Here is an 11,896-nt window from a genome sequence, read left to right as displayed (position 1 = left end):
CGCGGAAGGGGTCAGGGTGCCGACTGTTGCAGCTTTCCACCCTCGCGCACCATCTCGATCCGCACCGCCTTGCCGGTGGCGTCGTCGGTCTCGACGTACAGGCCCGAGAGCGTCGCGTCCTCATTCGCGGGGTTGAAGCGGCCCTTGGCCATGCCGGTGACGAACCGGCGCAGCGGCTCGGCCTTCTCCATCCCGATCACGGAATGATAGTCGCCGCACATCCCGGCATCGGTGAGATACGCGGTGCCACCGGGCAGGATCATCGCGTCGCCGGTTGGCACGTGGGTATGGGTGCCGACGACGATGCTCGCCCGCCCGTCGAGGAAATGACCCATCGCCATCTTCTCCGACGTCGCCTCGCAATGCACGTCGACCAGCGCGGCCTGCACGGCGCCGCCGAGGTTGAAGGGCTTTAGGGCCCGGTCGATATACCCGAACGGGTCTTCGAAGGCGCGTTTCATGAACACGTTGCCCAGGATCTGCGCCACCAGCACCCGGCGGCCCCGATGATCCTCGAACACCCGCACACCGCGCCCCGGCGCGTCCTTGGCGAAATTGAGCGGGCGGATGATGCGGGTTTCACGCTCGCAATAGGACAGCATCTCCTTCTGGTCGAAGGCATGATCGCCCAGCGTCACCACGTCCGCGCCCGCCTCGAAGATCAGCTTCGCGTGGGCCTCGGACAGGCCCGCGCCATTGGTGGCGTTCTCGCCGTTCACCACGACGAAATCGAGCTTCCAGTCTTTGCGGAGGGTGGGGAGGCGATCCGAGATCGCCTGACGGCCGGCGCGGCCCATGACGTCGCCAAGGAAAAGTATCTTCATGGATCGTGACTAGGACGTTGCCGGGGCGAGGGCAAGCGGGCGCTCACCCGAAGCGCAGCGTTTCGACCTCGGTCACGATGGCGTCGAGCGGCTGGTCCGTGGGTTCCAGCGGCAGGTCGGGAAGTTCCTGCGCGGCGAAAGCATAGCCGATGGCGAGGGTCGGGCGCAGCGCCCGCAGCGCCGCCAATGTCCGGTCGTAGAACCCGCCGCCATAACCCAGCCGATTGCCCGCACGGTCGAAGGCCACAAGCGGGACGATCAGCACATGCGGCTCCACGTCCGGCCCGTCGGCGGGCCATCGGGTGCCGTATTTCCCCTCGACCAGCGGTGTGTCCGGCGTCCATAGGCGGAAGGTGAGGGGAAGGCCCAACTTGGGCGTGACCGGAACGCCCACCGGGCCATCCCCGGCCATTTCCGCCATGACGGGTCGCGCATCGACCTCCGAGCGCATCGGCAGGTATCCGGCCAGTGGCCTGCCGCGATGCTCATGCAGCACGGCCCTGAGCCGCGCCTGCGCCGCCTGCGCGCGCGCCGGGTCGTGCACCGCGTCACGGGCGGCAAGCGCGCGGGCGCGGGCCTCGGCCTTGTCCATCACAGCAGTACGATTCCGGCGAGGCCGAGGAAGGCGAAAAACCCCACCACGTCGGTTACCGTGGTGACGAAGGTGCCGGAGGCCAGCGCGGGGTCCACGTTGAACTTGTCCAGAACGACGGGGACGAGCACGCCCGCCAGCCCCGCGACCATCAGGTTGATGACCATGGCCGCCGCGATCACCGCGCCCAGCATGGGCGAGCCGAACCAGATGATCCCGACGATCCCCATCACGATGGCGAAGACCGCCCCGTTGATGAAGCCAACGGCGGCCTCGCGACGGATCACGCGCCAGACGTTCGAGGAGGTCAGGTCTTTCGTCGCGATGGCCCGCACCGCGACGGTTAGGCTTTGTGTGCCCGCGTTCCCGCCCATCGACGCGACGATGGGCATCAGCACGGCCAGCGCCACGAACCCGGCGATCACGTCTTCGAAGAGCGCGATGACGAGCGAGGCGATGATCGCGGTGCCAAGGTTCACGGCCAGCCACGGCAGGCGCGCGCGCACCGTTTCGCTCACCCGGTCGTTGAGTGACCCTTCCCCGACACCGGCGAGGCGCAGGATGTCCTCTTCATGCTCTTCGTCCAGAATGATCATCGCGTCGTCGATGGTGATGACGCCGACGAGCCGGTCGTCTTCGTCCACAACCGGGGCCGAGATCAGGTGATACTGGTTGAACGCATAGGCCACATCGCCCTCGTCCTGCGTCACCGGGATGGTGCGAAAGCTGTCCTCAGTGATCTCGGACAGGGCGGTGGTGCGGGGCGAGGCCATGATCTTGCCCAGCGTGACATAGCCCGTGGGCCGCATCCGCGGATCGACGAGAATGACGTGATAGAACTGGTCCGGCAGATCCTCATGCGCGCGCATGTGGTCGATCAGATGGCCCACGTCCCAGTGCTCGGGCGCCGCCACAAGCTCGCGCTGCATCAGACGGCCTGCGGATTCCTCGGGGTAGGACAGCGACTGTTCGACGGCGGCCCGGTCGGTGATCGCCAGCGCGTCGAGGATGATTTCCTGCTGCGGTTCGTCCAGATCCTCGATCAGGTCGACGACGTCGTCGGTGTCCAGCTCGCGCACGGCGTCTGCCAGAACCTCGGGATGCAGCGCCTCGATCACGCTTTCGCGGACGCTCTCGTTCAGTTCCGACAGGATGTCGCCGTCGAATTCCTTGCCGTAAAGCTGGACGAGGCGCAGGCGCGTATCCTCGTCCACCTGTTCCAGAAGGTCGGCGATGTCGGCCGGGTGAACCGGCTCCAGTGCCTCGATCAGCGCATCGCTGTCACCGTCGCGCAGGGCGACGAGAACCGGCTCGACCGTCTCACGGTCAAGCGCGTAGCTGTCCTCTTCGTGAATCTCTTCGGTGTTCAGGTCTTCCGCCATCTTTCACCCCGCCTGTTGTCGCGGGCGACATTAGGGGAAGGCCGGGATGAGATACAGGGGGAAAGGCCGTGGACCTTGCCCCAAGCCCGGCCTAGGTTTTGCGAGTCACCAGCGCGGAAGCCCCATGAAAATCATCCTCGGTCAGACCCTGTCATTCCTGTCGGACCCGTTCGCGGGCGACCCCGAAGCGTCGGCGCTCTGGGATCGCCGGTCGGGCGTCGTCGTGGACGACACCACGGGAACCATCGTCGAGATCGGGCCGGCGGACACGTTGAAACGCCTGTGGTCCAATGCGGTGGTCGAGGATCACGGCGACGCCCTGATCCTGCCGGGCTTCATCGACGCCCACGCGCATTACCCGCAGACCGGCATCATCGCCAGTTGGGGCAAACGCCTGATCGACTGGCTGAACACTTACACATTCCCCGAAGAGGCGCGCTTCGGGGATGCGGGCTATGCGGCCGAAGTGGCATCGCGGTATTTCGATCTGGTCCTGTCCAACGGCACGACCACGACCGTCAGCTTCTGCACCATCCACCCGGAAAGCGTGGGCGCCTATTTCGCCGAGGCGCAGAAACGCGGGATGCGCGTGTTCGGGGGCAAGACCTGCATGGACCGGAACGCGCCGGACAATTTGCGGGACACCGCGCAATCGGCATACGACGACTCGAAGCGGCTGCTCGCACGGTGGCACGGGCAGGGGCGGCTGTCCTACGTCATCACGCCGCGCTTCGCGCCCACCTCGACGCCCGAACAACTCGAGGCGCTGGGAAGCCTTTGGGCCGAGAACCCCTCGTGCCTGATGCAGACGCACCTGTCCGAGCAGACGGAAGAGATCGAGTGGGTCATGGGGATGTTTCCCGAGGCCACGGATTACACCGACATCTACGACCGCTTCGGCCTCTTGCGCGAGGGCGCGCTGATGGGCCACGCGATCCACCTGTCGGCCCGTGAACGAGCGCGGTTGAAGGAGGTGGGGGCATCGCTCATCCATTGCCCGACCTCCAACACCTTCATCGGCTCCGGCCTGTTCGACATGGCCGGGCTGAGAGCCGAGGGGCAGAAGGTCGGGCTCGCCACCGACACCGGGGGCGGGTCGTCGTTTTCCATGCTGCGCACCATGGCGGCGGCCTATGAGGTCGGGCAACTGCGCGGCACGCCCCTGCACCCCGCGCACCTTTTGTGGCTGGCCACCGCCGGATCGGCCGAGGCCATCGGAATGGGGCAGACCATCGGACGGCTCGCGCCGGACTACGAGGCGGACCTCGTGGTTCTCGATCTCGCCTCGACACCGGGGATCGAACAGCGCGCGGGCCGGGCCGAGACGATCTGGGAACAGGTGTTTCCCACGATCATGATGGGCGACGACCGGGCCGTGGCCGCCACCTATGTTGCCGGGCAACGGGTCTGAGGATAATCGGATTTTGGCCGGTTTTCCCTTGATCTGACTGCATCCTTCGGAATCCTTGTCGTAAAAAGACAAGAAGATCGGGCGGACAGATGCACAAGGAAACGATCACGCTGATGAAAAAGGCGTTCCGCAAACACGTGGCGGAACGCGATCCGGGGCTTGTCCTAGACGTCGGGTCCGTGGGCAAGCGCCCGTGGTTTCGCCAGGTGTGGGAGGACGGCGGCTGGACCTATCATGGGATGGACATGAAGGCGGGACCGAACGTCGACATCGTGCTGGACGACCCCTGGCGGTTCGAGATCGAGGACGGCAGGTATGACGCCGTCATCTCGGGCAACATGCTCGAACATAACGAGTTCTTCTGGCTGACCTTCCTCGAAATGTCGCGGGTGCTGAAACTGGGCGGCGTGATGGTGCATGTCGTGCCGTCGCGCGGGCCGGAACATCGCGATCCGCAGGACTGCTGGCGCTGGTATCGCGACGGCATGTTCGCGATGGCGAAATGGGCCGGCTTCGATTGCGTCGAGACGACGACGGACTGGTCGGACGAACACATCGCGTATTACGAGACCAAGAACAGGGCGCGGGCCAAGCGGCTCACGCGCACGCGGCGGCACGCCGACAACTTCTGGGGCGACACCGTCGGCGTGTTCGTGAAGACCGCCGAAACCCGCGATACGCTTGGGATGGACTACATCCGGCGCTTCGCCGCGCAACACCCCGAAGGCGCCGCGCAGCTCGCCGCCGAATAGCTCAGGCCGCCTGCGCTTCGCTTTCGTCCTTGAGGACACGGGTCAGCGACACGCTCATCAGATGGGCGTAGATCGCGGGCAGGATACCGGCTGCGCGCAGCCGCAGGAACGCCTCGTCCGGCAGGGCCGACAACGCCTGTTCGTTGATGACCGCGAAGCCCTGTAGGCTGGTCGTGACCTTGCCGTTCGCATCCTTCGCCTCGATGGTGATGGTCTGGAACAGCGCCAGTTCGTTCAGCACGGCAAGCGCGGCTTCGGTCCGCTTGGCCGAGGCCGCGTATTCGGTGACGAGGGTGACCACCCGCCCCATGAAATCGGTCTGCTTGCCGTCCGCGTCAAACAGCGCGGTGCCGCCATCGGTCTCGGCGAAGCCGGGGAACTCCGCGTCCACGCAGATGATCGGGTCGGCCCCGTCCTGTTCGCCCAGAATGAAAGGATAGCGCCGCAGATAGGCGGGGAGGTAGCGGCGGTTCCAGCGCCCGTCGGCATCCACGAACTGATTGTGGCCCGTGGTCAGCCCGCACAGAAAGACCGGCGTATACCCGGTGCCGGTGGGCACGAACACGATCGGCAGGTCATGCGCTGCCGCCATGAACTCGTCGAACACCGCCGGGATCAACTGCGCCTCGCGGGCGAAGCCGAACGGCTCGGCCTCGGGTGAAATCTGGAACTTGCGATGGTTCACGGTCGAGAGCGCCTCGACCTTTTTATAAAACATTGGCAATTGGGTCATCGGAACGCCTCGTCTGAAAATTGGTCCCGAGACTGTCCGACGAGACGCGCCCGGAGTCAAACACGGGGGCGCCGCAAACCGGGCCACGACATTGCCGATGGAGGGAATTTGGTGGAGCCGATCGGGATCGAACCGACGACCTCGTCATTGCGAACGACGCGCTCTCCCAACTGAGCTACGGCCCCAACGCGGTGGTATCTGGAGGTTTCCGGCCCCGCTGTCAAGCGGGTAACGCCGCCTGTGTCACGCCCCGACCTTGGCTTTCGACCGCACGAAATCCTCGATCCCCTTGGCGGGCATCGCCCCCGCCTGCCGCGCGATTTCGCGACCGTTCTGATAGAGGATCAGCGCGGGAATGCCCCGGATGTTGTTCTTCATCGACACCTTGGGGAATTCCTCGGTGTTGATCTTGGCCAACCGCACATTCGGAGCAAGCGACTGGGCCGCTTTCTGGAACTCCGGCGCCATCATCCGGCACGGCCCGCACCACGGGGCCCAGAAATCGACGAGCAAGGGCAGATCGTCGGCCTTGGCGGCCTTGGCCAGCGTCGTCGGGTCCAACTCGCGCACCTTGCCGTCCACCAGCTTGGTGCCGCAGGTGCCGCATTTCGGGCCTGCGCCCAGCTTGTCTTCTGGCGCACGGTTCAGGCTGCCGCATTCGAGACAGGTAAGTTTGACGTGTTTGGTCATGTCGGACCTCGTAAATATTCTTTGGAGTGAATATGTATCCGGGCGGATCGCGGTTCAAGGGGCAAGTGGCGGCAAATGCGCGAATGGGCAGACCTCACCAAGGACGAGCAGACCGCGCTGCGTCTGGCCTATCAGGATGAGATAGACCGAAACCCGCGCACCTGTTCGATGGACGAAAAAGTGACACGGTTCACCAACTGGCTCGCCACGCGCGGGGTGGCCTTTTCCGCCGCCGACCTTTCGCCTAACAAGGCCCGGTAAAGGATCGGAGCGCATGTCATGGCAGATCAGGATTTCGATGTCGTCGTGATCGGCGCCGGACCGGCCGGGTCGTCCGCCGCGAAAAGGGCCCGTGACCTCGGCCTAACCGTCGCCCTCATAGACCGGGCGGTGTTCCCACGCCCGAAGCTTTGCGGCGCGCTCATCAGCCCCCGTGGCAACAAGGCGGTCAAACGCGTCTTCGATATGGAGATGTCGCCCGAGATGTATCTCGTCTCGCGGCAGGTGGCGTTCAAATGGGATGGCGAGGAACTGAACCGTTTCGACGCGCCCTATGATCTGACCTATACCTACCGGCTCGATTTCGACCACTGGCTGCAACAGGCCGCCGTCGCGGCGGGCGCCGTGGACATGCAGGGCACGCGGGTTGAGACGATCCGTGACGCCGACAACCTGCTGGAACTCTCGGACGGGCGCCGGATCGGCTACAAGGTTCTGATCGGCGCGGACGGGGCCGCCAGCCCGGTGGCCAAGCACATCCTCGGCGCGGCCTACGACCCCGACAAGATCGGCTTCGCGTTCGAGACCGAGGCACCGGGCGGCTGCGAACCCGAGGCGCTTATGTCCATCGACTTCGACATCGTGCATTGGGGCTACGGCTGGAATTTTCCCAAGGCGGGCAGCCGCACCATCGGGCTGGGCGCGATCCGGTCGGTAGATCAGGATCTCAAGAAACGCATGGCGCGCTATCTGGCGCATGAAGGCGTGGATCCGGACAGCGTGACGATCAAGGGCGCGCATATTCCGCTGGGCGACTTCAAGGAAAAGCCGGGCAAGGGCAACGTGCTGCTCGCAGGCGATGCGGCGGGGTTCGTGGACGGGATCACGGGCGAGGGGATCGCACTGGCCATCGAAAGCGGGGCCGAAGCGGCCGAGGCCGCCGCGCAGGTGATCGGCGAGGGGCGGCCTCAGCGCGCCGACCGCGCCTATTTCCCGCGCATCAAGTATATCCAGACCGATCTGGAAAAGGTCCGGCGGCTGCGGGTGATCGCCTACAGCTCCGCCATGCGCGATCTGTTCAAGGAAAAGCTCAGGACCTCGACCATGATGCGCTCGTCCCTGTTCGAGGTACTGGCGGGAAACGCGACCTATGCCGACATCGAAAAGCGGGTCGCCAAGCGTGCCTTCATGTCGGTTGCACGGGGGCTGTCGTCCTGGCCCACCAAACTCGCGCGCCGGGGCTGACGGACGCGGGAGTTTTGGGGTGGTGGTGACCGGAAGTCCGTGATTAACGCATTGAAATCATGATGCAATACGTCACTCTCAGGATACTAGGATACTAGGATACTAGGATACTAGGATACTAGGATACTGGGATTCTGGTATCCCCGCCGCGCCCGCTCAGACCGCCTTGGGCCCCACGGCCCGGATCAGACCATAGCGCGTTATGCCGTTCTCGCTCGCGGGGTCGGACGCGCCGCCGTACATGATGTAGATGCCAAGGAACCCGGCAACGGCATTGCGCGCGAGGTGCTTGGGAACGTAGGGGCGCAGCAGCCGGTATTTCCACTGGGTCAGGAACTTCAGCCCGACCCGGCCCAGACGTCGACAGGTGCCCAGACCCTGCATCGAAATGTCCTCGGTTGTGACGTCGGTGAACCCGGCGCGCGCCAGCGCATCCTCCCACGTGCCCCAGACCGCATAGCCGTGGGGAACCGCAAGGCACAGCTCGTTCAGGACCAGCGCCTCTTTCAGATCGTCCGATTTCGATTCCCAGTCCGTGCGACGGAAGGCGTCGTGGAACATGAAGGTGCCGCCGGGAGCGAGCCGGGCCTTGACGCGTTCGATCACCGCGTCGATCTCGGGCGAATGGCACAGGGTTTCGACCGCGAAGATCAGGTCGAACTGGCCCAGATCGTCGGGCAATTCAGTAAAGCTCGACCGCACCGCGCGGAAATTCGGCAGATGCGCCCCGCGTTCGTTGGCCTTGGTGATATGCGCTTCGATCAGGTCGGTCGCCACCACCTCGACCTCGGGCAGGGCCTCGGCGATGACGCGGGCGTTGAAGGCCTGACCGCACCCAAGTTCGAGGATACGCCTCGCCCCGATCTTCCGCGCCTCGGCGATGACCGTGTCGGCTTGCGCCCGTAGCCCGTCGTGGGTGTATTTCCCGTCATCCGACAATGCCATGTGCATCGCCGCATGGGGGTTGTAGCGTTCGTAGCCCCAACGCGATTGCAGGTAGTAGGCGGTGACGAGCCGTTCCGTCGGTGTCGACAGATCACGCAACAGGCGGTCCTTGCCGAACCGCCTGTCGATCAGCGCCAGAGCATCCGTCACCGAATAGTCCGTCAGTTTCGGATCGTTCGTCTTCTGCGCCATGACCGCTCTCGTTTGCCCCGGCGGCTTGGGTAGCAACCGATGCGCGCTTTGACCAGCGCCAAGATCACTCGGCGGCTTCGACGTAATCCTCGAGCGGCGGGCAGATACAAACGAGGTTCCGGTCGCCATAGGCGTTGTCGACCCGGTTCACCGGCGGCCAGTACTTGTCGACGCGGAACGCGCCGGGCGGATAGCAGCCTTGTTCGCGGCTATAGGGCCGGTTCCAGTCGCCCACCAGATCCTCGACCGTGTGCGGCGCGTGTTTCAGCGGGTTCGCCTCCGCATCCGCGCGCCCCTCTTCGATGTCGCGGATTTCCTCGCGGATCGCCAGCATGGCGTCGCAGAAGCGGTCGAGCTCGGCCTTGGTCTCCGATTCCGTAGGTTCGACCATCAGCGTGCCCGCCACCGGCCAGCTCATCGTGGGCGCGTGAAAGCCACAGTCCATCAGGCGCTTGGCGATGTCGTCCACGGTCACGCCTGCGCTGTCGGCGAAGGGGCGGGTGTCGATGATGCACTCATGCGCGACATGGCCGGCCTCGCCCTTGTAGAGCACGTCATAGGCCCCGCGCAGCCGCGCCGCGATATAGTTGGCGTTCAGGATCGCGACCCGCGTCGCCTGTGTCAGCCCCTCGCCGCCCATCATCAGGATATAGGCCCAGGAAATCGGCAGGATACTGGCCGAGCCATAGGGCGCGGACGACACCGCACCGATGCCGCCCTTGAACGGATCGGGGGGCAGATGCGGCGCAAGGTGCGCCTTGACCCCGATCGGACCCATGCCGGGGCCGCCGCCGCCGTGCGGAATGGCGAAGGTCTTGTGCAGGTTCAGGTGGCTCACGTCGCCCCCCAGCTCGCCCAGCTTCACGAGACCCACGAGCGCATTCAGGTTCGCCCCGTCGATATAGACCTGCCCGCCGTGTTCATGCGTGATGGCGCAGACGGTGCGCACGGTTTCCTCGAACACGCCGTGCGTGGACGGATAGGTGATCATCGTCGCGGCCAGCTTGTCGCCCGCCGCCTCGGCCTTGGCGCGGAAATCGTCCAGGTCGATGTCGCCGTTCTCGGCCGATTTCACGACCACCACCTTCATCCCCACCATCTGCGCGCTCGCCGGATTGGTGCCGTGCGCGCTCATCGGGATCAGGCAAACATCGCGCTCGTCCTGCCCGTTCGCCGCGTGATAGGCGGCGATGGTCAGAAGCCCCGCATATTCCCCCTGCGCGCCCGAGTTGGGCTGCATCGACATCGCGTCATACCCGGTGATCGTGCAAAGCTTGGCCTTCAGATCTTCGATCAGCCGGTGGTAGCCCCGCGCCTGATCCTCGGGGGCCAGCGGGTGCAGCATCGCGAATTCGCGCCACGAGATCGGGATCATCTCGGCCGCCGCGTTCAGCTTCATCGTGCAGGAGCCGAGCGGAATCATCGCCCGGTCCAGCGCCAGATCGCGGTCGGCCAGCCGGCGCATGTAGCGCATCATCTCGGTCTCGGCCCGGTTCATGTGAAAGACCGGATGGGTCAGGTAATCGCTGTCCCGCAGGATCGAGTCTGGCAGGCGGTAATCCGTGTCCGACGGATCGTCCTCGGCCTCGATCCCGAAGGCGCGCCAGACCGCTTCGATGGTGGCGGAGCGGATCGCCTCGTCCATCGTGATCGCCACTTTGGTCTTTCCGACCGGGCGCAGGTTCACGCCCTGAGACCGCGCCGCGTGAAGCACGCCTTTCTGAAGCAGACCGACCTCGACCGTGAAGGTGTCGAAGAATGCACCCGGCCCGATCTCGAATCCGGCCTCTTCCAGCTTCTTGGCACAGCGCAGCGCCTTGCGGTGAACGCTCTGCGCGATGGCCTTCAACCCTTCCGGCCCGTGGAAAACCGCATAAAAGCTCGCCATGACCGCCAGAAGGGCCTGCGCGGTGCAGACGTTCGACGTGGCCTTTTCGCGCCGGATATGCTGCTCGCGGGTCTGAAGCGACAGGCGATAGGCTTTGTTGCCGCGCGCATCCACGCTCACGCCCACGATCCGCCCCGGCATCGACCGCTTGTAGGCGTCCTTGGTCGCCATATAGGCCGCGTGCGGGCCGCCATAGGCCATGGGCACGCCGAACCGTTGGCTGGTGCCGACGGCGATATCGGCCCCCATCGCGCCGGGTTCCTTCAGCACGGTCAGGGCCAGCGGGTCCGCCGACACGATGCCGATGGCCTTCGCGTCGTGCAGGGCCGCGATTTGCCCCGTGAAATCGCGCACCTCGCCATTGGTGCCGGGATACTGAAAGATCGCGCCGAACACCGCCTCGGGGTCGAGCGTATCGGGGTCGCCCACGATCACCTCGATCCCCAAAGGCGCGGCGCGGGTTTTCATGACGGCGATGTTCTGCGGGTGGCAGTTCTCGTCCACGAAGAACCCGGTCGCCTTCGACTTGGCCACCCGATGCGCCATCGCCATCGCCTCGGCACAGGCCGTCGCCTCGTCCAGAAGCGAGGCATTGGCGACCTCCAGCCCGGTCAGGTCCGAGATCATCGTCTGATAGTTCAACAGCGCCTCGAGCCGCCCTTGGCTGATCTCCGGCTGATAGGGCGTATAGGCCGTGTACCACGCCGGGTTCTCAAGGATGTTGCGCTGGATCGCGGGCGGGGTGACCGTGCCGTGATAGCCTTGTCCGAGGAGCGAGGTCAGAACCTCGTTCTCGCCCGCCGTTACGCGCATCCGATGCAGCATCTCGCGCTCGGACAGGGGCGCGCCGAAGTCGAGCGGTTCGTCCTGTCGCAGGCTTTTCGGAATCGTCGCGTCGATCAGCGCGTCCAGACTGTCGGCGCCGATCACTTTCAGCATCTCGTCCATCTCGCTGGGCGACGGGCCGATGTGGCGGCGGTTTGCGAAGTCGTAGGGGTCGTAGCCGGTGGGCGTGAAGGTCAT

11 protein-coding genes and 1 tRNA gene are annotated in these 11,896 nt (G+C 65.1%); 4 read left to right on the top strand and 8 right to left on the bottom strand.

Features of this window, described 5'->3' with window-relative positions; translation table 11 throughout:
• Positions 1–11: 11 nt before the first annotated feature.
• Genes HOY44_RS05435 through mgtE form a run of 3 tightly spaced genes read right to left on the bottom strand, consistent with a single transcriptional unit; the run spans position 12 to position 2,798 of the window.
• On the bottom strand, positions 12–824 hold the full coding sequence (locus HOY44_RS05435; RefSeq protein WP_138421695.1) for a TIGR00282 family metallophosphoesterase: 813 nt from the start codon (positions 822–824) through the stop codon (positions 12–14).
• 43 nt (positions 825–867) lie between these two features.
• The gene (locus tag HOY44_RS05430) at positions 868–1,416 is read right to left on the bottom strand and encodes a 5-formyltetrahydrofolate cyclo-ligase (RefSeq protein ID WP_287433516.1); all 549 of its coding nucleotides are present in this window, start codon (positions 1,414–1,416) and stop codon (positions 868–870) included.
• A complete protein-coding gene (gene mgtE / locus HOY44_RS05425; RefSeq protein ID WP_287433515.1) occupies positions 1,416–2,798 on the bottom strand; it encodes a magnesium transporter in 1,383 nt (460 codons plus the stop codon). The genes HOY44_RS05430 and mgtE overlap by 1 nt, the downstream gene beginning before the upstream one ends.
• 124 nt (positions 2,799–2,922) lie before the next feature.
• Between mgtE and guaD the strand changes: the two genes are divergently transcribed.
• Both guaD and HOY44_RS05415 read left to right on the top strand, forming a co-directional pair.
• Entirely contained in the window at positions 2,923–4,209 is a 1,287-nt protein-coding gene (gene guaD / locus HOY44_RS05420; protein ID WP_287433514.1) for a guanine deaminase, read from the top strand.
• An 89-nt stretch (positions 4,210–4,298) separates the two neighbouring features.
• Positions 4,299–4,961, top strand: coding sequence for a methyltransferase domain-containing protein (locus HOY44_RS05415; protein ID WP_138421692.1), 663 nt, complete (start codon positions 4,299–4,301; stop codon positions 4,959–4,961).
• A 1-nt stretch (position 4,962) separates the two neighbouring features.
• On the opposite strand, the gene HOY44_RS05410 is transcribed toward HOY44_RS05415, so the two are convergent.
• From HOY44_RS05410 to trxC, 3 genes are all read right to left on the bottom strand, one after another.
• The gene (locus tag HOY44_RS05410; RefSeq protein ID WP_287433513.1) at positions 4,963–5,694 is read right to left on the bottom strand and encodes a SapC family protein; all 732 of its coding nucleotides are present in this window, start codon (positions 5,692–5,694) and stop codon (positions 4,963–4,965) included.
• A 109-nt stretch (positions 5,695–5,803) separates the two neighbouring features.
• Positions 5,804–5,879: transfer RNA gene (locus HOY44_RS05405), tRNA-Ala, on the bottom strand.
• A gap of 58 nt (positions 5,880–5,937) precedes the next feature.
• Complete coding sequence (trxC, locus tag HOY44_RS05400; protein ID WP_138421690.1) at positions 5,938–6,384, bottom strand: thioredoxin TrxC; 447 nt, start codon at positions 6,382–6,384, stop codon at positions 5,938–5,940.
• A gap of 75 nt (positions 6,385–6,459) precedes the next feature.
• On the opposite strand from trxC, the gene HOY44_RS05395 reads away from it, so the two are divergent.
• Both HOY44_RS05395 and HOY44_RS05390 read left to right on the top strand, forming a co-directional pair.
• Positions 6,460–6,645, top strand: coding sequence for a hypothetical protein (locus HOY44_RS05395; RefSeq protein ID WP_287433512.1), 186 nt, complete (start codon positions 6,460–6,462; stop codon positions 6,643–6,645).
• Positions 6,646–6,663: 18 nt separating this feature from the next.
• A complete protein-coding gene (locus HOY44_RS05390; RefSeq protein ID WP_287433511.1) occupies positions 6,664–7,848 on the top strand; it encodes a geranylgeranyl reductase family protein in 1,185 nt (394 codons plus the stop codon).
• 156 nt (positions 7,849–8,004) lie between these two features.
• Here the strand turns inward: HOY44_RS05390 and HOY44_RS05385 are convergent, their stop codons facing one another.
• Positions 8,005–8,985: a class I SAM-dependent methyltransferase gene (locus tag HOY44_RS05385; RefSeq protein WP_287433510.1), complete on the bottom strand. Its 981-nt coding sequence runs from the start codon at positions 8,983–8,985 to the stop codon at positions 8,005–8,007.
• Between the two features lie 64 nt (positions 8,986–9,049).
• Positions 9,050–11,896 carry an aminomethyl-transferring glycine dehydrogenase gene (gene gcvP / locus HOY44_RS05380; RefSeq protein ID WP_287433508.1) on the bottom strand — a complete coding sequence of 949 codons (2,847 nt, stop codon included), beginning with the start codon at positions 11,894–11,896 and terminating at the stop codon, positions 9,050–9,052.

The sequence above is a fragment of the Maritimibacter sp. genome (assembly GCF_016774595.1).
Taxonomy (GTDB): domain Bacteria; phylum Pseudomonadota; class Alphaproteobacteria; order Rhodobacterales; family Rhodobacteraceae; genus Maritimibacter; species Maritimibacter alkaliphilus.
The sequence above is the reverse complement of the archived record's forward strand: the minus strand, read 5'-3'. Positions and strand labels throughout refer to the sequence as shown.